Annotated in this window: 21 protein-coding genes; 15 read left to right on the top strand and 6 right to left on the bottom strand. The window is 72.6% G+C overall.

Features of this window, described 5'->3' with window-relative positions; translation table 11 throughout:
* Positions 1-3: 3 nt before the first annotated feature.
* Positions 4-1,548, bottom strand: coding sequence for an FAD-dependent oxidoreductase (locus ACWFQ8_RS14480; RefSeq protein WP_453786542.1), 1,545 nt, complete (start codon positions 1,546-1,548; stop codon positions 4-6).
* 169 nt (positions 1,549-1,717) lie between these two features.
* Here ACWFQ8_RS14480 and ACWFQ8_RS14485 point away from each other — a divergent pair, with 169 nt between their 5' ends.
* The 3 genes from ACWFQ8_RS14485 to ACWFQ8_RS14495 all read left to right on the top strand — a co-directional run bounded on the left by ACWFQ8_RS14485 (position 1,718) and on the right by ACWFQ8_RS14495 (position 6,331).
* On the top strand, positions 1,718-2,902 hold the full coding sequence (locus tag ACWFQ8_RS14485) for a zinc-dependent alcohol dehydrogenase (RefSeq protein ID WP_453786543.1): 1,185 nt from the start codon (positions 1,718-1,720) through the stop codon (positions 2,900-2,902).
* Positions 2,903-3,120: 218 nt separating this feature from the next.
* A complete protein-coding gene (locus ACWFQ8_RS14490; RefSeq protein WP_453786544.1) occupies positions 3,121-5,358 on the top strand; it encodes a catalase in 2,238 nt (745 codons plus the stop codon).
* A gap of 85 nt (positions 5,359-5,443) precedes the next feature.
* On the top strand, positions 5,444-6,331 hold the full coding sequence (locus tag ACWFQ8_RS14495) for an SDR family oxidoreductase (protein WP_453786545.1): 888 nt from the start codon (positions 5,444-5,446) through the stop codon (positions 6,329-6,331).
* Here ACWFQ8_RS14495 and ACWFQ8_RS14500 read toward each other — a convergent pair.
* Positions 6,314-6,571 (bottom strand): hypothetical protein, encoded by a 258-nt coding sequence (locus ACWFQ8_RS14500; protein ID WP_453786546.1) that lies wholly within the window; start codon positions 6,569-6,571, stop codon positions 6,314-6,316. The two genes, ACWFQ8_RS14495 and ACWFQ8_RS14500, sit on opposite strands and share 18 nt — an antisense overlap.
* Before the next feature lie 250 nt (positions 6,572-6,821).
* Between ACWFQ8_RS14500 and ACWFQ8_RS14505 the strand changes: the two genes are divergently transcribed.
* Positions 6,822-7,301 (top strand): MSMEG_6728 family protein, encoded by a 480-nt coding sequence (locus ACWFQ8_RS14505; protein WP_453786547.1) that lies wholly within the window; start codon positions 6,822-6,824, stop codon positions 7,299-7,301.
* A 45-nt stretch (positions 7,302-7,346) separates the two neighbouring features.
* Here the strand turns inward: ACWFQ8_RS14505 and ACWFQ8_RS14510 are convergent, their stop codons facing one another.
* Entirely contained in the window at positions 7,347-7,574 is a 228-nt protein-coding gene (locus ACWFQ8_RS14510; RefSeq protein ID WP_453786548.1) for a DUF2945 domain-containing protein, read from the bottom strand.
* Between the two features lie 82 nt (positions 7,575-7,656).
* Positions 7,657-7,983: a plasmid stabilization protein gene (locus ACWFQ8_RS14515; protein ID WP_453786549.1), complete on the bottom strand. Its 327-nt coding sequence runs from the start codon at positions 7,981-7,983 to the stop codon at positions 7,657-7,659.
* 413 nt (positions 7,984-8,396) lie between these two features.
* Here ACWFQ8_RS14515 and ACWFQ8_RS14520 point away from each other — a divergent pair, with 413 nt between their 5' ends.
* Entirely contained in the window at positions 8,397-8,807 is a 411-nt protein-coding gene (locus ACWFQ8_RS14520; protein WP_453786550.1) for an SsgA family sporulation/cell division regulator, read from the top strand.
* A gap of 346 nt (positions 8,808-9,153) precedes the next feature.
* On the opposite strand, the gene ACWFQ8_RS14525 is transcribed toward ACWFQ8_RS14520, so the two are convergent.
* Both ACWFQ8_RS14525 and ACWFQ8_RS14530 read right to left on the bottom strand, forming a co-directional pair.
* On the bottom strand, positions 9,154-9,315 hold the full coding sequence (locus ACWFQ8_RS14525) for a hydrophobic protein (protein ID WP_453786551.1): 162 nt from the start codon (positions 9,313-9,315) through the stop codon (positions 9,154-9,156).
* 99 nt (positions 9,316-9,414) lie between these two features.
* Entirely contained in the window at positions 9,415-9,888 is a 474-nt protein-coding gene (locus ACWFQ8_RS14530; RefSeq protein WP_453786552.1) for a hemerythrin domain-containing protein, read from the bottom strand.
* A gap of 237 nt (positions 9,889-10,125) precedes the next feature.
* Between ACWFQ8_RS14530 and ACWFQ8_RS14535 the strand changes: the two genes are divergently transcribed.
* The 10 genes from ACWFQ8_RS14535 (at position 10,126) to ACWFQ8_RS14580 (ending at position 20,092) form a co-directional block, all read left to right on the top strand.
* Positions 10,126-11,172, top strand: coding sequence for a YihY/virulence factor BrkB family protein (locus ACWFQ8_RS14535; RefSeq protein ID WP_453786553.1), 1,047 nt, complete (start codon positions 10,126-10,128; stop codon positions 11,170-11,172).
* Positions 11,173-11,320: 148 nt separating this feature from the next.
* Positions 11,321-11,734, top strand: coding sequence for a phage holin family protein (locus tag ACWFQ8_RS14540; protein ID WP_453786554.1), 414 nt, complete (start codon positions 11,321-11,323; stop codon positions 11,732-11,734).
* Positions 11,731-12,195 (top strand): DUF3618 domain-containing protein, encoded by a 465-nt coding sequence (locus ACWFQ8_RS14545; RefSeq protein ID WP_453786555.1) that lies wholly within the window; start codon positions 11,731-11,733, stop codon positions 12,193-12,195. The genes ACWFQ8_RS14540 and ACWFQ8_RS14545 overlap by 4 nt, the downstream gene beginning before the upstream one ends.
* Complete coding sequence (locus tag ACWFQ8_RS14550) at positions 12,192-12,458, top strand: DUF4235 domain-containing protein (protein WP_453786556.1); 267 nt, start codon at positions 12,192-12,194, stop codon at positions 12,456-12,458. The genes ACWFQ8_RS14545 and ACWFQ8_RS14550 overlap by 4 nt, the downstream gene beginning before the upstream one ends.
* A 223-nt stretch (positions 12,459-12,681) precedes the next feature.
* On the top strand, positions 12,682-13,134 hold the full coding sequence (locus ACWFQ8_RS14555; protein ID WP_453786557.1) for an SRPBCC family protein: 453 nt from the start codon (positions 12,682-12,684) through the stop codon (positions 13,132-13,134).
* Entirely contained in the window at positions 13,127-14,716 is a 1,590-nt protein-coding gene (locus ACWFQ8_RS14560) for a phytoene desaturase family protein (RefSeq protein WP_453786558.1), read from the top strand. The genes ACWFQ8_RS14555 and ACWFQ8_RS14560 overlap by 8 nt, the downstream gene beginning before the upstream one ends.
* A gap of 107 nt (positions 14,717-14,823) precedes the next feature.
* On the top strand, positions 14,824-16,440 hold the full coding sequence (locus tag ACWFQ8_RS14565; protein WP_453786585.1) for a molybdopterin-dependent oxidoreductase: 1,617 nt from the start codon (positions 14,824-14,826) through the stop codon (positions 16,438-16,440).
* 89 nt (positions 16,441-16,529) lie between these two features.
* Positions 16,530-17,195 carry a fasciclin domain-containing protein gene (locus ACWFQ8_RS14570; protein WP_453786559.1) on the top strand — a complete coding sequence of 222 codons (666 nt, stop codon included), beginning with the start codon at positions 16,530-16,532 and terminating at the stop codon, positions 17,193-17,195.
* 107 nt (positions 17,196-17,302) lie between these two features.
* The gene (locus ACWFQ8_RS14575) at positions 17,303-17,821 is read left to right on the top strand and encodes a MarR family winged helix-turn-helix transcriptional regulator (protein WP_453786560.1); all 519 of its coding nucleotides are present in this window, start codon (positions 17,303-17,305) and stop codon (positions 17,819-17,821) included.
* Between the two features lie 171 nt (positions 17,822-17,992).
* A complete protein-coding gene (locus ACWFQ8_RS14580) occupies positions 17,993-20,092 on the top strand; it encodes an MMPL family transporter (protein ID WP_453786561.1) in 2,100 nt (699 codons plus the stop codon).
* Positions 20,093-20,094 lie beyond the last annotated feature (2 nt).

A 20,094-nucleotide genomic window follows, 5' to 3' on the forward strand; every position in this document is an offset into this window, starting at 1 on the left:
GGGTCAGAGCGTGCCGGGGTCCCGCCGTTCCAGCGGGGTGAGGGCCGGTCCCTGGAGGATCTCGCCGTCGATGCCGAAGCGGGAGCCGTGGCAGGGGCATTCCCACGTCCGCTCGGCGTTGTTGAAGGCCACGAGGCAGCCCATGTGGGTGCAGACGGCGGACACGGCGTGCAGCTCGCCCTCGTCGTCGCGGTGCACGGCACAGGGCCGGCCATCGGCGCGGACCACGGTCCCCTCGCCCGGCCGCAAGGTCCGGACGGGACCGTTCGTGCCGTCGCCGAGCGTGTCCAGACGGTCCTTGACGAAGTGCTTGCCGGTGTCCCACTGCGCCTTGAGGAACGTCGGCGCGGAGCGGAGCGCGGAGCCGGAGCGGCCGGGATCGTAGATACCGGACCAGGGCTCCCGTTCGCCGCCGACGAGGGAGGCGATGACCGTTGCGGCCAGGACCCCGCCCGTCATGCCCCAGCCGGCGAAGCCGGTGGCGACGTAGACGTTCTCGCCCTGCATGGGCAGGCGGCCGATGAGGGGCAGCGTGTCCGTGGCGCTGTTGTCCTGCGCCGCCCACCGGTGGGTGGTCGTGACCCCGGGGAAGTGCTGCCCGGTCCAGGCTTCGAGCCGGGCGTACCCGGCCTCGGTGTCCTGACCCTCGCCGGGGGTGAACGCCTCTCCGGTGACGATCAGGAGCCGGCCGCCGTCCGCGAGCGGCGCCGTCCGGACCGACCGCTTGCCGCCCTCCTGCGTGATGTACATGCCCTCCGGGTCGCGGCCGGCGGGAAGGGGTCCGGCGACGACCAGGTCACGGTGCTGGGTCAGCCGCGTGGCGAGGACGGCGTGGTCGAAGACCGGGTGGTGGGTGGCCACCACCACGTGGCGGGCCGAGACGGTCGCCCCGGAACCGGTGGTGAGCCGACACGGGTCCCCGTCGTCGAGCTGCGTGACACGGGTGCCCTCGTGGATCCGGCCGCCGCGCGCCACGATGTCGGCCACGAGCCCGCGCAGGTACTTCAGTGGATGGAACTGAGCCTGGTCCTCCACCCGGACGGCGCCCGCGACGGGGAAGGGCAGGCCGGTCCCGGTGACGAACGAAGCACTGAGACCGGCCGACCGGGCCGCTTCCGCCTCCGCGCGCAGGGCCTCGACGCCGTCGGGCTCCTCGCAGTAGGTGAGGGCCGGGCGCCGCTCCAGTTCGCAGCTGATGCCCAGCTCCTCGGCCACCTCGACGACGTGCCGCAGCGCGGAGCTCTGGGACGCCGCGTACTGGCGGGCCGTGTCCTCCCCGTGCTCGGACCGGAGCGTGTCGTACACGGCGGTGTGGAGGGCGGTGAGCTTGCCCGTCGTGTGCCCCGTGACACCGCCCGCGAGCCGGTCCGCTTCCAGCACGACGACGCTGAGCCCGGCCCGGGCCAGTTCCCAGGCCGTGCTGATGCCGACGATGCCGCCGCCGACGACCGCCGCGTCCGCATCCGTGTCCCCCGTGAGGGGGGCGAAGGACGGGAAGGCGGCCGTCCGCATCCAGTAGGAGCTGTCGGTGTCCAGAAGTCGGTTCATGTCCGGCGACTGCCCGGGCGGACCCGCCTGATGCGCGCTCCCGGCGCCCCGGGCCGGAAATCCCCGCCGCTCCGGTTCGTCGCCACGGCCGGGGGGCACGCGCACCGTGAGGGACCGGGGGAGGCGCGGCCTCACGGAAACGAATCGGCACCGTCGGCAAGGAGGCGTCATGAGGGCACTCACATGGCACGGCAAGCGGGACGTACGCGTGGACACCGTGCCCGACCCCACGATCCAGGACGGCGACGATGTCGTGGTGAGGATCACGACCACCGGTCTGTGCGGATCGGACCTGCACCTCTACGAGGTCCTCGGTGCCTTTCTCGACCCCGGTGACATCCTGGGCCACGAGCCCATGGGAGTCGTCGAGGAGGTGGGGCCCGAGGTCACCGCCCTGAAACCGGGGGACCGGGTGGTGATTCCGTTCAACGTCTCGTGCGGGTCGTGCTTCATGTGCGACCAGGGCCTGCAGTCCCAGTGCGAGACGACGCAGGTCCACGAGCACGGCACCGGCGCCTCCCTCTTCGGATACACGAAGCTCTACGGCCAAGTGCCGGGCGGGCAGGCCCAGTACCTGCGCGTCCCGTTCGGCAACAGGCTCCCCATCCACGTCCCGCACGAGCCGTCCGACGAGCGCTTCGTCTACCTCTCCGATGTGCTGCCCACGGCGTGGCAGGCCGTGGAGTACGCGTCCGTTCCGCCGGGCGGCAGCGTCGCCGTCCTGGGACTGGGCCCCATCGGGGACATGTGCGCCCGTATCGCCGCACACCGCGGCGCCGGCACCGTCATCGGCATCGACCTCGTTCCCGAACGCCTGGAGCGGGCCGGTCGGCGGGGCATCCACACGCTGGACCTCCGCGAGTGCGGCGACGACCTGGTGGACGCCGTCCGCGGGCTCACCGACGGCCGCGGACCCGACGCCGTCATCGACGCGGTGGGCATGGAGGCCCACGGCAGTCGTGTCGCCGCCGCCGCACAGGGCGTGACCACCCTCCTGCCGGACGGCATCGCCGCGGCCATGATGAAACGTGCCGGAGTCGACCGGCTCGCAGCGCTCTGCACCGCGGTGGACCTCGTCCGCAGGGGCGGCACCATCTCGATCTCCGGCGTGTACGGCGGCGCCGCCGACCCGCTGCCGCTGCTCACCATGTTCGACAAGCAGTTGCAGGTGCGGATGGGCCAGGCCAACGTCTGGCGCTGGGTCGACGACATCCTCCCCCTGCTCACCGACGGGGACCCCCTCGGCGTCGACGACTTCGCGACGCACCGGCTGCCCCTGGAGCAGGCACCGGACGCGTACGCGATGTTCCAGAAGAAGCAGGACGGCGCCGTCAAGGTCCTCTTCACTCCCTGACGCCCACTCTCCGACCCCACTCCCGATCCCCGCTCCCTGACCCCCGCGGGGAAACGACAGGGTTCGTTCGGGTGGAGGGGGTAGGCGACGGTCATGCCCGGCCCGTGAGGGCGACGGGTGCCATGAGGAGGCGGGTGAGAAACACCCGCCTCCCGTTTGAGAGCGGACGCTTCCCGGTCATGGGTGAAGCGTCCAGCAGACCGTCCCTGGGAGAACAGATGACCACGAAGCACACCTCTGCCGCCCCCGAGCCGGGCGAGGACGGCCTGCCCGGCAAGCCGGGCCCGATGTCGCCGAGCCGGGCCGAGCCGACGACGCCCACGGAGCCCCTGCCGCCCAAGGCGGACCAGGAAGGGCCGGAGACCGTGAGCCCCACCGGCCAGGCCACGGGGGCGGACCAGGCGCGGGCGGCGCAGAGCGGCGCGTACCTGACCACCGCGCAGGGGGCGCGGCTGTACGACACCGACCACTCCCTCAAGGCCGGGGCGCGCGGGCCGGTGCTGCTCCAGGACCACCACCTGCGGGAGAAGATCACGCACTTCGACCATGAGCGGATCCCGGAGCGGGTGGTGCACGCCCGCGGCGCCGCCGCGCACGGCATCTTCCAGGGCTACGGCACGGCCGGCGAGGTGACGAAGGCGGCGTTCCTCGGCAAGGACGTGGAAACGCCGGTGTTCGTACGGTTCTCCACCGTCCTCGGCTCTCGCGGGTCGTCCGACACGGTGCGCGACACCCGCGGGTTCGCGACGAAGTTCTACACCGACGAGGGCACCTTCGACCTGGTCGGCAACAACATCCCGGTGTTCTTCATCCAGGACGCGATCAAGTTCCCCGACATCATCCACGCGGGCAAGCCCCACCCGGACCGGGAGATCCCCCAGGCGCAGAGCGCCCACGACACGTTCTGGGACTTCGTGTCCCTGCACACCGAGGCCACCCACCACACCCTCTGGAACATGTCCGACCGCGGCATCCCCCGCTCCTACCGGATGATGGAGGGCTTCGGCGTCCACACCTTCCGCCTGGTCAACACGGCAGGGGACACCGCGCTGGTGAAGTTCCACTGGAAGCCGAAGCTGGGCGTGCACTCCCTGGTGTGGGAGGAGGCTCAGCTGATCAACGGCATGGACCCCGACTTCCACCGCCGCGACCTCTTCGACGCCATCGAAGCCGGCGCGTTCCCGCAGTGGGAGCTGGGCATCCAGGTCTTCCCCGACACCGCCGACCAGATGTTCGAGGGGATCGACCTCCTGGACCCCACGAAGATCGTCCCGGAGGAGCTCGCACCGGTCCAGCCCATCGGGCTGATGACCCTGAACGCCAACACCAAGAACTACTTCGCCGAGACCGAGCAGGTCGCCTTCCACCCCGGCCACCTCGTGCCCGGCATCGACGTCACCGACGACCCGCTGCTCGCCGGCCGGCTCTTCTCCTACCTCGACACCCAGATCAGCCGGCTCGGCGGCCCCAACTTCGGGCAGATCCCCATCAACCGGCCGCACGCCCCCGTCAACGACATGCTCCGCGACGGCATGCACCAGAGCGCCGTGCACACGGGCGTCGCCCCGTACCGGCCCAACAGCCTCGACGGCGGCTGCCCCTTCCTGGCGGGAGCCGACACCGGCGCCTTCATCGAGACGCCCGTGAAGGTCCCCGAGGCGAGCAAGATCCGTGAGGCGCCGGCCTCCTTCTCGGACCACTTCACCCAGCCCCGGCTGTTCTGGCTGAGCATGACCCCGCCCGAGCGCGAACACATCATCGCCGCCTACACCTTCGAACTGAACAAGTGCTACGAGCAGGCCGTGAAGGAACGCACCCTTCAGGTCCTCGCGAACATCGACCCCGAGCTGTGCGAGCAGGTCGCCGCGGGCCTCGGCCTGCCGGCCCCCGAGGCCACCGAGCCGCTCGTCGCGGTCGACCCCAGCCCCGCCCTTTCCCAGCTGGGCGCGACCTGGCCGACCGACGGCCGCGTGATCGGCATCATCGCCGACCCCGCGGCGGACCTGGACGGCGTACGGGCCGCCCGGCAGGCCGTCCTGGACGCCGGCATGGTGCCCCTCGTCATCGCCCCCACCGGCGGCACCCTCGGCTCCGACGGGGACCCGATCGCCGTGCAGCGGACCTTCGCCACGGCCCGCTCCGTCGAGTTCGACGCCCTGCTGTGCGCCGGCGCACCCGAGCCGGGCTCCGACGCCTACGGCGCGCGGGACGCGAAAGCCGGCGCGCCCGCGCCGCAGGGTGCCGACCCCCGCGTCGTACTCCTGCTGACCGAGGCATACCGCCATGGAAAGGCCCTCGGCGGCTGGAACGGCGCGGACCGGCTCCTCGCAGCCGTCGGCATCGCCACGGACGGCCCCGGCCTCGCCCTCGGAGAGGACGGCGCCGCGGTCGTCGAGACCGTCCGGGCCGCCCTGTCCGGGCACCGGGCCTGGGACAGGTTCCCGGCCGCCGCCTGATCCCCGCGTGACGCGCCGGGTACGGGCCCGGCCGTCGTGCCGGGTTCGGGCCGGGCAGCGGCGCACGGGCGGAGGAACAGTGGACATGCGGACGCGCACACAGCCCCTGCGGGGCCGCACGGTGGTCGTCACGGGCGCGGCGCGGGGGGTGGGGGCCGCCCTGGCCCGGGCATGGGACGCCCGCGGAGCCCGGCTGGCCCTGCTGGGCCTGGAGGGAGCGCGCTTGGCCGAGGTGGCCGGGACGCTGCACAACGACTGCGCCTCCTGGGAGGTCGACGTCACCGACGACGCGGCCATGGCGGACACCGCCCGACGCGTCACCGCCCGCCTGGGGCAGGCGTCCCTGGTGGTCAGCAACGCCGGAGTCGCCGAGGGCGGGCCGTTCACGGAATCCGATCCGCAGCTGTGGCGCCGCGTCATCGAGGTCAACCTCATCGGCAGCGCCGTGACGGCCCGCTCCTTCCTGCCCGACCTCCTCGACACCCGCGGCTACCTCCTGCAGGTCGCCTCACTGGCGGCGATGGGAACGGCTCCGCTGATGAGCGCCTACTGCGCTTCGAAAGCCGGCGTGGAGTCCTTCGCCCACGCGCTGCGCGCCGAACTCGCCCACCGGGGGGTCGGCGTCGGCATCGCCTACATCAACTGGACCGACACCGACATGATCCGGGACGGCGACCGGCACGTGGTCCTGCGGGAACTGCGCGCGCACATGCCGCCCCCCGCACGCAAGGTGTACCCGGCCGACCACGTCGCGGACCGCCTGGTCACCGCGGCCGAACGGCGGAAGGCAACCGTCTACGTGCCCGCCTGGCTGCGCGCGGTCCAGCCGGTACGGGCGTTCCTGCCGCCGGTCGTGACCCGCGTCGCCCGCACCGCACTGCCCCGCCTCGAACGCGCCGCCCCGCTCGAAGCCACGGGTCTGCTGGGCGCCGGCGGTCGCGCGGCCGAGGAGGGGCTACGGGACGTCCCGTGAAGCACCACGGTTGTCGGTCCCGTGTGCCTCCGGGGGACCGGCTGGGCCGGGCTCGGCCATGCGGGGGTGCGCCCCGGCCTTGAGGCGGTCGGGCAGCACGCGGTGGGCGACACCCTGGGCCTTCGTCTTGAGGGAACCGGCCACGATCTTGCCCCGGCCGGCCATGAGGGCGGCGTAAGCCTGTTCGGCCACCTGGGCCGGGTCGTCCTTCTTCGCCCGACCGACCCTGGTGGCCAGCATGCCGGCGCGTTCGAAGAACTCGGTGTCCGTCGGGCGGGGAGGGGAGCCGCGAGGGCGGGCGGCCCCCCTCGCGGCAGGTCCGCTGCGCCGAAGGGTGGGCACACGGGACAGGGGGATCGTGAGGACTCGACGGCCCGGCGCCACCCGCTCGGTCGCGCCACGCACGGCCGCGCCCCCCGCGGTGGGATGTTGGGAGGGGGTCCCGGCCGCGTACGTCCGGGCACAGGAGGCCGACGCGAGGAGAGACCGCATGCAGACGTTCCTGCCGTTCCCTTCGTTCCGAGCCTCGGCCGCCGTGCTGGACGGGCGGCGGCTCGGCAAACAGCGGGTCGAGGCACTGCAAGTACTGCGCGGCCTGATCGTTCCCGGCTACGGCTGGCGCAGGCATCCGGCGGTGCGGATGTGGACGGGCTACGAGGAGGCCCTGGTCCGGTACGGACTGGACGTCTGCGGGGAGTGGACCGCCTCGGGGCGGGCCGACACCTGCGCCGTCACCCTGGTGGAGGACTACCGGGGGTGGCTGCCGGGAGGAGACCTGCGGTCGCAGGAGCAGCTGGCGGCCGACGGGGACCTGCCGCCGTGGCTGGGCGACCCGGACTTCCACCGCAGCCACCAGTCGGCGCTGGTGCGCAAGGCTCCGGACCTGTACCGGGAGCGGTTCCCCGGCGTACCGGACCATCTGCCGTACGTCTGGCCCCGGTCCGACCGGGACCCCGAGCCCCCGTCGTGAGCGGGGCGGCCGGAGCGGCCCGCCGGCCCTCCGGCCGCCCCGATGTCAGCCGGAGCGGCCCTTCTTGCGCAGCGCGTCCGGCTTGTGGACGGCAGAGCGCCCCGATTTGTCGCTCTCCACCTCGTACTGCGGGTTCTCCGCGGAGGCGTCCACGGTGCGGCCCGCCGCCCGGGTACGCTTCGTGATCTTCTTCTTCACCGTGCCGGGGACGGTCCGGCCGTGGCTCTTCCACGAGACCTCGTCACCCTGCTGCGGTTCCTTGTCCTGTCCCATGGCCGCCTCCGTCGGATCGCTCACTGCGGGTGCCGGCCGGTCGCGAGGGTCCCGGTCCGGCCGCGGGTCCGTGCGCCGCGCGTCAGTGGTCGAGCGCGCTCTTGAGCTGCTGCTTGGTCATCGTGGAGCGGCCGTCGATGCCGCGCTTCTTCGCCTCCTGGTAGAGGTCGTCCTTGGTGCGGTCTGAAGCGCCGCCGCCACCGGACTTCTCACCGCCGCGCTGCGGGGCCGACGTGCCCCGGGTGGAGCCGCGACTCGCCGTCCTGCTCTCACCCGACCGGGCGCGCTCCTTGTTCACCGTGCGGGAGGCCATCTCCTCGGCGCGGCCCTCGGGCATGCCGCGCTTCTCACCCGACTCCTTGATGTGCTCGTACTGGCGTTCCCTCTTGGGACCGGATCCTCGGGGCATGACGAAACCCTTCCTGGGAGGTGTGGTGTCAACGCCATACTGGGGGCAACCCCGTCCCTCCGCATCTCGCCGCGGTCGGACGCCGTGCCCGCCGCAGCCGCAGCCGCAGGCCGGCCGGGCCGGTCGGCCGAGCCGGGGCGCCGACCCCCGCGTACGGGCCGTTGCTCGGGGACGCGGCGTTGCGCTCCGACGTCCTCGCCACGAGCGGCCTACGGACGACCGGCCCTTGTGGGCGGACTCGCAGTGGGACGCCGAGCGCCACCTCGCCAAGAGCATCCGGGTCCTGCTCGATGTCCGGCCAGTGCATCGGGCGCCAACCCGCTCGCCGGGAGGTTCCCCCGGTCGGACCTGTGTGCCGGGCGGGATGCGGGGCAGACGAGTGCAGCCGTGCAGCCCATCCCGGAGGTCCCCCGATGCCCCATGTGTCTGCCCTGATCGTCGTCCGCCTCGACGCGGCGGGGGACCGCGTGCCGCTCCCCGCCCGCCTCTCCTACGACGCCGATGACCCGTACGTGGTGCGGGCGACGTTCTTCGACGGCCATGCCGTGCTGGCCAACTGGCACTTCGACCGGCAGATGCTCGCCGACGGACTCCAGCGCCCGGTGGGCGAGGGGGACGTCCGCTTCAGCCCTCATACGGCGGACGGCGCCGACGAAATGCGCGTCTGTCTGCGGGGCCCCAGCGCCGAAGGGGAGGGGGACGCCGTCCTCTTCCTGGAGGCCCGCGATCTCGCGGGCTTCCTGGACCGGACGTACGCCGTCATCCGGGCGGGCGAGGAGTTCCTCGACGTGGACAAGCTCCTCGACGAGTTCTTGGCCCGCTGACGTCCGAGCGAGGGACACGGCCGCCGGCGGCGTGGCCGGGACCCGCCGCCGGCTCGCTCCGAGAAAAGATGCGTCTCGACCGTTTGCCCCGACGCGGAGCGGTCATACGCGTGGACACGGGAGTCCGCGGCGGTGAGCGGCGCGGAGCTCCGAGAAGGCCCGGCCGCGTGGTGGCATCCCCCCGCCATCGTGGGGCCGGGCCTTTCGCCTGCCCGCCACGCCGGACTCCGCGCGACGAGAGCCCTCTTCCGTAACCACGAGGGGAACACCCCCCCCAACGCGCGGCTGCCGCCCCCTCGATCAAGGGGGCGGCAGGCCACCACCGTCCGGCGCTCTCGTCAGCCGGCTACCAGCGGTACCAGCGGCCGCTGCCGCCCTGCGGGCGGGCACGGAAACCGATCAGCCACAGGACCAGTACCGCGACAGCCACCCACCAGAGAATCTTCACCGCGAAACCGCCGACGAACAGGGCCAGGGCCAGTAGCAGAACGAGCAGCAGGGGAACCATAGTTATCAACCTCCGAACCGCCGTCTGCCCGACCGCCACGAGAGCATGCGTACGTGACGGCGCGTCAAGGGAGGAGCGAGCGCGGAGCGGAGGCCGCGTCTACTGGTCGGCGCTGGGGACGGCGAGAGGATCGGCAGGTGCGGTCTTCTTCGCCTCTTCCATCCGCTCCCCGAGTTCCGTGAGACGGTTGCGGCCCATCGCCTTGCGGACGTCGGGGAACCACTCCTTCTCCTCTTCCTCGACGTGGTGGCGGACGTTCTCCATCAGTACGCTCATCTTGGCGTCGAACCGCTCGTCGGCCGGGTCGAGGTCCTTCAGTTCCGAGAGCATCCACAGCACGACGTGGTGCTCCTCGACGCTTTCGAGGACGTGGTCCTTGGTGTCGGGCGCGGCTTCGCGAGCGGCCGGGTAGAAGATCTTCTCCTCGATCCACGCGTGCGTGGTGAGCTCCTCGATCACCTGGTCGGCGATCTTCCGCTTCGTCGTGTGATCGTCTTCCTCGGCCTTCTCGAACTGCTTGAACAGCTTCTCGACCGTCTTGTGGTCTTCCTTGAGCAGCACGATCCCGTCCACCGGATCTCCTTCGCGTCGTCCACGGGCGAACAGCCGACCGCCCTGACCCCGTGTACCCGGTGGGGTGGCGGCGACACTGTTCGCCCGGCGGGATGCCTCGTACAGGCGACGTCCCTACGCCGAACGCTGACGGCTCGCGCCCACCCGGTCGGGCCGCCGCCGCGCGAGGGACGAAGAAGTTTGTCCCGGTCGGTACCGCACTGACATGACTGGCGCACGGCTGGACAGCCGCTGGGTATGAATCTCCTACCGAACCGAGGCCATGGCAGCGACCACCCACATGGCGACAACGAGCGCGGTGCCGACGCGGGGCCGGACGCGCAGGTCGAGGAGCGGGCCCCGGACCAGCCCACGGAACTGCCCGCGCGTTCCTGGCGGGAGGTGCTGCGCGGGACGGTCAAAGAGTTCCAGAACGACGAGCTGTCCGACCGCGCCGCCGCTCTGACGTACTACGGGGTGCTGGCGCTCTTCCCCGCGCTGCTGGTGCTCGTGTCCCTCCTGGGCGTGGCCGGAGCGTCCGCGACCCAGCAGGTGCTGGACAACCTGCAGAACCTGGCCCCCGGCTCCGCCCGCGACGTGATCAGTGACGCGGTGGAGCAGTTGCAGGGCCGCAGCGGCGTCGGCTCGCTCCTGGCGGTCGTCGGACTCGTCGTGGCCGTGTGGTCCGCCTCCGGCTACATCGCCGCGTTCATCCGCGCCGCGAACGCCGTCTACGACATCCCCGAGGGCCGGCCGGTATGGAAGGTGCTGCCCCTGCGCCTCATGCTGACCGTGACCCTGATGGTCCTGGCGTGCGCCAGCGCGCTGATCGTCGTCTTCACCGGTGGCCTGGCCCGCCAGGTCGGCACCGCCCTCGGGATCGGCGACAGCGCCCTGACGGTGTGGTCGATCGCGAAGTGGCCGGTCCTCGTGCTCCTCGTGACCATCATGATCGCGCTGCTGTACTGGGCCGCTCCCAATGCCAAGGGCCGCGGCTTCAAGTGGGTGACGCCCGGAAGCTTCCTCGCGCTGGTGATCTGGATGATCGCCTCGGCCGGCTTCGCCTTCTACGTGGCGAACTTCGCCTCCTACAACAAGACGTACGGCACCGTCGCGGGTGTCATCGTCTTCCTGGTCTGGCTGTGGATCACCAACCTCGCGATCCTCCTCGGCCTCGAATTCGACGCCGAAATGGTCCGCCAGCGCGCGATCGCGGGCGGTATGCCCAAGGACGAGGAACCGTACGTCGAGCCCCGCGACACCCGAGCGTGGAGCGACGAGGACCGTCACCGCATGGAGCAGTGAGGGCGGCGCCGGCTCGCGCACTGCGGGCCCCTTCACATTCTGCTTCCACGAAGGATCAACCGCGCGCGGGACGGGTGTCCGGCCCAATGCTGGGTACCCGCGCCACTGACAGTGACGCGGACTGAGGATGAAGGCAGGGTGACACGCGATGAGCACGATAGAGCGGCAGACCCACAGCACCGATGAATCCGTGAGCGTACTGGTCTCGCGTGCTTCCCGGCAGATTTCCGAGCTGGTCCGCGAGGAGATGCAGCTGGCCCGGGCGGAGATGACCCAGAAGAGCAAGCGCTTCGGGAAGGGCGGCGGCCTCTTCGGCGCTGCCGGCCTGATCGGGATGCTGGCGGCGCAGGCACTGATCGCAGCGTGCATCGCGGCGCTCGCCCTGGTCCTGCCCGTATGGGCCGCGGCCCTCATTCTGGCGGTGGTGCTGGCGATCGTCGCCGCCGTCGCGGCCAAGGCCGGGAAGAAGCAGATCGCCGAGGCCGGTGCCCCCGCCCCGGAAATGACCATCGACAGCGTGAAGGCCGACGTGGCCGAGATCAAGGAGAAAGCGCACCGATGACGAACGAACCGCGCACCAACATCGGCACACCCACCCCCGAGGAGCTGCGCGAGCAAGTCGCGCACACCCGTGACGAACTGGGGCAGACCGTCGAGGCGCTGGCCGGCAAGGCCGACGTGAAGGCCCAGGCGAAGGAGAAGGCAGCCGCCGTGAGGGAACAGGCCGCGGAGAAGACCGCCCAGGTCACCGACCAGGTCCGGGCCGCGGCCCAGCAGGCCGTACAGGTGGTCAAGGACAAGACGCCCGACCCCGTCCTGGACCGGGCCGCCCAGGTCTCCGAGCGGATCGTCCACGCCACGTCCCGCGCCGGCCACCTGGCGGCCGAGAAGACCCCCGACCCGGTGCTCGACCAGGCCAACCGGGCCGCGACGGCGGCGCGCGCCAACCGCAAGCCGCTGCTCGCCGTCGGCGCCGCGCTGGTCGTCCTCCTGCTGGTCCGACGCGCCCGAGGCCGCCGATGAAGGCCTCCAAGGTCGCGTACCGGCCGGTCGGGCTGGCTCTGGGCGCCGTCAGCGGCATGATCGCCGGGGCCGCGTTCAAACAGGCCTGGAAGGTCGTCGAAGGCCAGGGCGACGCGCCCGACGCGACGGATGAGAACCGCTCCTGGCAGGAGATCCTGATCGCCGCAGCCATCCAGGGCGCCATCTTCGCCGTGGTCAAGGCGGCGGTCGACCGATCGGGCGCCATCGCCACCCGGCGCGTGACGGGCACCTGGCCGGGCTGACCCGCCGTGGCGAGCGCCAGACCGGACAGTGCGCCCTCCGCGTTCCGCGTCGCGGAGGGCGCCCGCCCCCGTAGGACGCGGAACGCGGCGGGCGCTGCGGCGGCGGCGCGGCGACCGGAGCCCGGGCCACACCCGACGCGACCGCTTCGGTGATCGGTGGGACGATGGCATGACCTTGCGGTAGAGGCGCTCGCACAGCCGTTCCAGCAGAAGGAACTTTCTCATGGCCGTCCGAAATCAGCTGATCCACCGCTCCCCCCACGCCGTTTGGGCGGTACTCGCCGATCCGAACCTCTACGGCGAGTGGGTCGTGGGGCCTTCCGAGTCCACGCCGCTCGACGAGTCCTGGCCGGAGGTCGGCGCGCGTCTGCGCTACACGGTGCGACTGGGCCCGTGGTCCGCCGAGGGGGTGACGACGGTCCGCCACCGGGAGCCCGGCCGGGAGCTGGAACTGGAGGCGGCGTTCAAGTCGCTGGGCACGGCGCGCATCTTCCTCCAACTCCGCCCCTGGGGTGAGGAAACCCTGGTCGTATGCGACGAGCACCCCCTGCGCGGCCTGGGCGGAACCCTCCACAATTCCGCCGTCGAGGTCCTGCTCCAACTCCGGCACCGGGGCATGCTGGCCCGTCTGGCCGCCCTCGTGGAGCAGCAGCCCCACGAAGTAGGCCATGCCTGACGCCGTAGTGATCGGCGCGGGCCCCAACGGGTTGGTGGCCGCGAACCTGCTCGTCGACGCCGGCTGGAGCGTGGAGGTCCTGGAAGCGCAGGAGGCGCCCGGCGGGGCGGTCCGCAGCGACCGCGGTGTCCACCCCGACTACGTCTCTGACCTCTTCAGCGCCTTCTATCCGCTCGCCGCCGCCTCCCCGGTCCTCGCCCGCCTCGACCTCGCGGCCGAGGGCCTGCGCTGGAGCCACGCCCCACGGGTCCTGGCCCACCCCCTGGTGGACGGCCGGTGCGCCGTGCTCGAACGCCGGGTGGAGGACACCGCCGCCGGTCTGGCGGCCTTCGGGCCCGGTGACGGTGACGCCTGGCGGGACATGCACGAGGTCTGGAACCGGCTCGGGCCCGATGTGGTGCGGGCCCTGTTCACCCCTTTCCCGCCGATCCGGGCCGGCCTGCGCGTCGCCTCGCGGCTCCGCGCCACCGGCGGCCTGCGGCTGGCCCGGAACCTGGCCCTGCCCGTACGCCGCCTGGGCGAGGAGGAGTTCGCCGGGGAGGGCGGTCGGCTGCTGCTGGCCGGGAACGCCCTGCACGCCGATCTGGCCCCCGAAGCGGCCGGCAGTGGCGGATTCGGCTGGCTGATGTCGATGCTCGGACAGACGTACGGCTTCCCGGTCCCCGTCGGAGGCGCCGGCGCCCTCACCGCCGCGCTCGTACGCCGCCTCCGGCGCCGCGGCGGCACCCTGCGCTGCGGGGAGCGGGTCGCGTCCGTCGTCGTACGGGGCGGCAGGGCCGTCGGGGTCCGGACGGCGGGCGGGGAGGGCGTCGGTGCGCGTCGGGCCGTGCTGGCCGACACCTCGGCGCCGGCCCTGTACCAGGAGCTCGTCGGCGAGGAGTACCTGCCCGCCCGCCTCCTGCGGGATCTGGAACGCTTCCAGTGGGACTTCGCGACGTTCAAGGTCGACTGGGCGCTGACGGGACCCGTGCCGTGGACCGCGCCCGAGGCCGCCGGAGCGGGGACGGTCCACATCGCCGACGGCGTCGACGGCCTGACCCGCTTCGCCTCCCAGGTCGCCATGGGGCAGGTCCCCGACGAGCCGTTCGTCCTCTTCGGCCAGATGACCACCGCGGACCCCAGCCGCTCACCCGCCGGTACCGAATCGGCGTGGGCCTACACCCACCTTCCGCAGCGCATCACCTCCGACGCGGGCCCCGACCGCATCACCGGGCGTTGGGACTCCCGCGAGCAGGAAGCCATGGCCGACCGCGTCGAAGCACAGGTGGAGCGGCTCGCGCCCGGCTTCCGCGCGCTGATCGGCGCCCGCCGCATCCTGGCTCCCAGCACCCTCCAGGCCATGGACGAGAACCTCCGCAACGGGGCCATCAACAACGGCACCACCGCCCTGCACCAGCAGCTGTTCTTCCGGCCCACCCCGGGCACCGGCCGGCCCGAGACACCCGTCAAGGGCCTCTACCTCGCCTCGGCGGCCGCCCACCCCGGCGGCGGTGTCCACGGCGCGCCGGGCGCGAACGCGGCCCGAGCCGCGCTGCGCGCGCACGGACTGCGCGGCCTCCTGCACCGCGCCCAACGCGGCTGAACCGCCCGGGCCGAGCGCCATACCGGGCCACGGGCGGGCGGGTCAAGGCAGCAGCGGGCCGTCACTCGATCGAAGGACCCACCAATCCGCCGACCGGAGCACGGCGAATAGCCGGTGTGAGCAGCTTCCGCACCACCCTCTCCCGTGGCGCGCGGGGCGCCGTGTCCGGTCTTCTGGCCGGGTACGCCGCCCTCGCGGTCGCCGCGCTCACGGCATCGCTGGTGCGGCCGGAGGCCGGACCGGTGACCGCGGTGGGCCGGGCGGCGATCGACCGGACACCGGCCGCGCTGAAGGACTACGCGATCCGTACCTTCGGGGAGAACGACAAGCTCGTCCTGCGGCTCGGGATCCTGGCCGCCCTCGGCCTCCTCGCCGCCGTACTCGGCGTCGTGGCCCTGCGTCACCGGCGTTCGGGAGCAGCCGGCGTCCTGGTGCTCGGCGCGGTCGGCGCCGTGGCGGCGCTGACCCGGCCCGACGCGCGAGGACCGGCCGACGCCCTGCCCTCGTTGATCGGCGTCCTGGCCGGCGCCGGCGCCCTGTACGTCCTCGCCGCCCGAGCGGCGTCCGGCGGCGAGGACCCCACGACCGGTACGGACGGAGCCGGCCGGGCGTGGTCCCGGCGGGGGTTCCTGCTGGCGGCCTCCGCCACGGCGGTCGCGGCCACCGCCGCGGGCGCCGCGGCACGTACCCTGACCGGCCGCCGGGGCCGGGGCGCCACCGCTTCCCGGGCCGCTGTGGAACTGCCCGCACCCGCCTCCCCGGCGCCTCCCCTCCCGGCCGGGGTGCAGGTCAAGGCGACGGGCGTCAGCTCCTTCACCACCCCGAACAAGGACTTCTACCGTGTCGACACCGCCCTGGTGGTGCCCGAGATCGACGCCGGTACGTGGCGGCTGCGCGTCCACGGCGAGGGCGTCCCCGGGCCACGGACCTACACCTTCCAGGACCTCCTCGAACGGCCGCTCATCGAGCGGGACATCACCTTGACCTGTGTCTCCAACGAGGTCGGCGGGCCTTACGTCGGTCACGCCCGCTGGCTCGGCGTACCCCTCGCCGACCTGCTCCGGGAGTGCGGTGTGAAACCCCCGTCCCAGGGCGGCCCCGCCGACCAGCTGGTCGCCCGGTCCGTGGACGGGATGACGCTCGGCTCGCCGGTCGAGGACGTGATGGACGGCCGGGACGCCGTGCTCGCGGTCGGCATGAACGGCGAACCGCTGCCCTTCGCCCACGGCTTCCCCGTGCGGATGCTGGTGCCCGGCCTGTACGGGTACGTGTCCGCCTGCAAGTGGATCGCCGACATCGAGCTGACCACCTTCGACGCGTACGACCCCTACTGGGTGAAGCGCTCGTGGGCCCGCAGGGCCCCGGTCAAGACGCAGGCCCGCATCGACACGCCCAAGCCGTTCGCCAGGCCTTCCGGTCAGGTCGTGACGGTCGCCGGCGTGGCCTGGGCCCAGCACCGCGGCATCGACCGGGTCGAAGTACGCGTCGACGACGGGCCCTGGCAGGACGCCGACCTCGCCCCACAGGCCGGCGCCGACACCTGGCGCCAGTGGTCGTTCCCCTGGAAGGCCACCCCCGGAGGCCACCACCTCACCGTCCGCGCCACCGACGGCACCGGCCAGGTGCAGACCGAAGAGCGCGCCCGCACCGTGCCCGACGGGGCGAGCGGCCGGCACAGCGTCTTCGTCACCGCCGGACCGCCGCCCCCGGACCGGCCCGGCTGACCCCGCAGACCACCGGCCCCGACGAGGGCCGCAAGCACCGACCACATCCCCCTTCCACCCCGTTCGCACACCTTCAGGAGGAACCCCTCATGTCCAGCACCCTGCCCAGCACCCTGCGCATCCGCCGTACCGCGCTCGCCGTCGCGGCGGCCGCCCTCCTCCCGTTCTCCCTGGCCGCGTGCTCCGACTCCGGCAGCGACGGGGCGTCCGGGTCCGCCGCCGACACGAGCACGGGCAACTCCGCCCCGCGGCCGGCGGCCCCCGACGCCTCGACGGTCGTGGACCAGCCGTTCGGACCCGCGTGCGCCGGCGTGCCGGCCGACGGCGCCGGTTCGTTCGACGGCATGGCCCAGGACCCGGTCGCGACCGCGGCCTCGAACAACCCGGCGCTGTCCACGCTGGTCACGGCGGTCAAGCGGGCCGGGTTGGTCGACACCCTCAACAGCGCCGAGAACATCACCGTCTTCGCCCCGACCAACGACGCCTTCGCGAAGATCCCGAAGGCCGACCTGGACAAGGTCCTCGCGGACAAGGCGACCCTGACCAAGATCCTCACCCACCACGTCGTCGGCCAGAAGCTGACTCCGAAGCAGTTGGAGAACGGTTCCTTCGACACCCTGCAGAAGACCAGGGTGACGACGGCCGGCTCGGGCGAGTCCTACAAGGTCGGCAACACGTCGAAGGTGGTCTGCGGCAACGTCAGGACCGCCAACGCCACCGTGTACATCGTCGACACCGTCCTGATGCCCAAGTAGCACGTCCGTTCCGCCGAACCGCGCGCCCTGTGGGCCGGAGTCCCCGTGAAGGAGCTCCGGCCCACAGGGCCGAACCGTCCGCGAACGCCGCGCGAGGGAAGGCGGGAATGCTTCTATACGCTGACCCGGTGGCGGATACGGGTGTACGAGAGTCCAGCGGGAGCGTCCCGGAAGGGGACGGCGCAGCGAGCCTCCATGCGTTCGCCGTGCAGTTGAGGCGGCTGAACGGGGAGATCAACCGGCTGGTCCACGGATTCGCGCACGGCCAGGGGCTGCACCCCACGGACGTCCAGGCCCTGTCCGTCATCCTCGACAGCGCCGAACCCCTCACCCCCGGCCGCCTGCGCGAGCACCTCGGCCTCACATCGGGCGCCGTCACGGCCTGCCTGGACAGGCTGGAGCGCGCGGGCCACATCACGAGGTCCCGCGAGAGCGAGGACCGCCGCGTCGTGCACGTCCGCTACGCGGAAGGGGGCAGGGCGGCGGCCCGCTCGTCCTTCATGCCCCTGGCCGCGGCCACCGACCGCGCCCGGCAGCGCTTCACCCCCGAGGAACTCGCCGTGGCCCTGCGGTTCCTCGGCGCGGTCAACGAGGAGCTCGGCGACCTGCGGGCGCCGGGGCGCTGACCCCCCCCACCCGACTGCATCCCGATCGGCCCTTCCCGGCGAAGACACATGTGCGGTGCGTACCGCCCCGTCGTCCCCGCGGCAGTGGTACGAGCCCATGTGCTCTAATCTATTTCACTCATTGAGATTCTCAATCAGTGAGTCAGGTTGGAACGGATCCACGGGAGCGTCATGTCCAGAGGTTCATCACGGTCCACCCGATGGCTTGCCCCCGTCGTCCTCGTCGTCGTCTGGCTGCTCGTCGGAGGCGGGCTGGGTCCGTACGCAGGGAAGCTCGGCGAGGTGGCCACCAACGACCAGGCCGCCTTCCTGCCCAGGAGCGCCGAGTCCACCCGCGTCGTCGAGGCGCAGCAGGCGTTCCGGCAGGAAGAGAGCCTTCCCGCGGTCGTCGTGTGGACCGCGAAGGGCGCGGGCGGCGGGCTCGGAGTCCAGCAGCAGGAGCGGGCCACCCGGGCCCTGGCCGGCCTGAACGGCACCGACCAGGTCGCCGGACCCGCCACTCCCGTCGTGCTCTCGGCCGACGGCGAGGCCCTGCAGGGCGTCGTCCAGCTCAAGCCCGACCTCGGCGAGGAACTGCCCGCGGCGCTGCGGGAGATCGCGGACGCCGCGGCCCAGGTGCCCGGAACCGTCGCGCAGGTGGCCGGCCCCGCCGCCACCCAGGCCGACCTCACGGACGCCTTCGCCGGGATCGACGGACTGCTGCTCGCCGTGGCCCTGATCGCCGTCCTGCTGATCCTGCTCCTGGTCTACCGCAGCGTGCTGCTGCCCGTGGTGATCATCGTCAGCGCCGTGTTCTCCCTGGGGGTCGCGTGCGCGATCGTCTACGCCCTGGCGGACCGCGGCGTCGTCCGCGTCGACGGGCAGGTCCAGGGCATCCTGTCGATCCTGGTGATCGGCGCGGCCACCGACTACGCCCTCCTCCTCACCGCACGCTTCCGCGAGGAGCTGGAGCACGGCGACGACCGCTTCACGGCCGTCCGGGCGGCCCTGCGGCGGTCGGCCGGCCCCATCACGGCGAGCGCCGCCACCGTCGCCCTCGGCCTGCTGGCCCTCCTGCTCAGCGACCTCACCAACAACCGCGCCCTGGGCCCCGTGGGAGCCATCGGCATTCTGTGCGCCGTCCTGAGCACCCTCACCTTCCTGCCGGCCGTCCTGCTCCTCCTCGGCCGCACCGCCTACTGGCCCGCCAAGCTCCGCCACGCGGGCGAGAAGGGCACCGGCCGCGGGATCTGGGAGACCATCGCGAACACCGTCGACCGGGCACCGCGCCGGGTCTGGGCCGTCAGTCTCGCCGCCCTGCTGGCCTGCGCCGCGTTCGCACCGACCCTGGAGGCCAAGGGAGTACCCCTGGACGAGATCTTCGTGAACGACGCCCCCTCCGTGGCCGCCCAGCAGACCCTGAGCGAGCACTTCCCCGGCGGAGCGGGCAACCCGGCGGTCGTGATCGCCGACGCGGACCGGCTCGCCGAGGTGAGGCGAGCGGCCGAGGGCACCGAGGGTGTCGCCGCGGCCGTCCCCGTGACCGCCGCGGGACCGGCCGGCGGAGCCCCGCTCGTCGCCGACGGACGGATCCGCCTCAACGCGACGCTCGAAGCCCCCGCGGACAGCGGCGCCGCCCAGCGGACCGTCGTCCGGCTGCGCCAAGCCGTCCACGCGGTACCCGGCGCGGACGCCCTGGTCGGCGGCTACACCGCCCAGCGGTACGACACCCAGCGCACCGCGGAGCACGACCGCACCCTGATCATTCCGGTCGTTCTCCTGATCATTCTGGCCATCCTCATCGGCCTGCTGCGCTCCCTGGTGATGCCCCTCCTCCTGGTCGCCACCGTCGCCCTCAGCTTCGTCGCGACCCTGGGAGTCTCCGCCGTCGTGTTCCAGCAGTTCCTGGGGTTCAGCGGAACCGACTCCTCCGTCCCGCTGTACGGATTCGTCTTCCTGGTCGCCCTGGGCGTCGACTACAACATCTTCCTGATGTCCCGCGTCCGCGAGGAGTCCCTGCGGCACGGCACCCGCCAGGGAGTGCTGCGCGGGCTGGTCGCCACCGGCGGTGTGATCACCTCCGCGGGCGTCGTCCTGGCCGCCACCTTCGCCGCGCTCGCGGTCATCCCGCTGGCGTTCATGCTCCAGATCGCTTTCATCGTCGCCTTCGGGGTGCTCCTCGACACCCTCGTCGTCCGCTCCCTCCTGGTCCCGGCCCTCGTCCGGGACATCGGCCCGCCCGCGTGGTGGCCGGGCAAGCTCAGCCGCGTCCCCGACCCGCCGCGCGCCTGAGG

The organism is Streptomyces sp. NPDC055254 (assembly GCF_053606025.1).

Excerpts from the sequence above, each read along its gene's own strand:
- ACWFQ8_RS14480 (WP_453786542.1), bottom strand. The coding sequence starts at position 1,548 with ATGAACCGACTTCTGGACACCGACAGCTCCTACTGGATGCGGACGGCC.
- ACWFQ8_RS14490 (WP_453786544.1), top strand. The coding sequence starts at position 3,121 with ATGACCACGAAGCACACCTCTGCCGCCCCCGAGCCGGGCGAGGACGGC.
- ACWFQ8_RS14495 (WP_453786545.1), top strand. The coding sequence starts at position 5,444 with ATGCGGACGCGCACACAGCCCCTGCGGGGCCGCACGGTGGTCGTCACG.
- ACWFQ8_RS14560 (WP_453786558.1), top strand. The coding sequence starts at position 13,127 with ATGCCTGACGCCGTAGTGATCGGCGCGGGCCCCAACGGGTTGGTGGCC.
- ACWFQ8_RS14555 (WP_453786557.1), top strand. The coding sequence starts at position 12,682 with ATGGCCGTCCGAAATCAGCTGATCCACCGCTCCCCCCACGCCGTTTGG.
- ACWFQ8_RS14520 (WP_453786550.1), top strand. The coding sequence starts at position 8,397 with ATGCCCCATGTGTCTGCCCTGATCGTCGTCCGCCTCGACGCGGCGGGG.
- ACWFQ8_RS14515 (WP_453786549.1), bottom strand. The coding sequence starts at position 7,983 with ATGCCCCGAGGATCCGGTCCCAAGAGGGAACGCCAGTACGAGCACATC.
- ACWFQ8_RS14485 (WP_453786543.1), top strand. The coding sequence starts at position 1,718 with ATGAGGGCACTCACATGGCACGGCAAGCGGGACGTACGCGTGGACACC.
- ACWFQ8_RS14505 (WP_453786547.1), top strand. The coding sequence starts at position 6,822 with ATGCAGACGTTCCTGCCGTTCCCTTCGTTCCGAGCCTCGGCCGCCGTG.
- ACWFQ8_RS14500 (WP_453786546.1), bottom strand. The coding sequence starts at position 6,571 with ATGCTGGCCACCAGGGTCGGTCGGGCGAAGAAGGACGACCCGGCCCAG.
- ACWFQ8_RS14575 (WP_453786560.1), top strand. The coding sequence starts at position 17,303 with ATGCTTCTATACGCTGACCCGGTGGCGGATACGGGTGTACGAGAGTCC.
- ACWFQ8_RS14510 (WP_453786548.1), bottom strand. The coding sequence starts at position 7,574 with ATGGGACAGGACAAGGAACCGCAGCAGGGTGACGAGGTCTCGTGGAAG.
- ACWFQ8_RS14580 (WP_453786561.1), top strand. The coding sequence starts at position 17,993 with ATGTCCAGAGGTTCATCACGGTCCACCCGATGGCTTGCCCCCGTCGTC.
- ACWFQ8_RS14525 (WP_453786551.1), bottom strand. The coding sequence starts at position 9,315 with ATGGTTCCCCTGCTGCTCGTTCTGCTACTGGCCCTGGCCCTGTTCGTC.
- ACWFQ8_RS14550 (WP_453786556.1), top strand. The coding sequence starts at position 12,192 with ATGAAGGCCTCCAAGGTCGCGTACCGGCCGGTCGGGCTGGCTCTGGGC.
- ACWFQ8_RS14570 (WP_453786559.1), top strand. The coding sequence starts at position 16,530 with ATGTCCAGCACCCTGCCCAGCACCCTGCGCATCCGCCGTACCGCGCTC.
- ACWFQ8_RS14535 (WP_453786553.1), top strand. The coding sequence starts at position 10,126 with ATGAATCTCCTACCGAACCGAGGCCATGGCAGCGACCACCCACATGGC.
- ACWFQ8_RS14545 (WP_453786555.1), top strand. The coding sequence starts at position 11,731 with ATGACGAACGAACCGCGCACCAACATCGGCACACCCACCCCCGAGGAG.
- ACWFQ8_RS14540 (WP_453786554.1), top strand. The coding sequence starts at position 11,321 with ATGAGCACGATAGAGCGGCAGACCCACAGCACCGATGAATCCGTGAGC.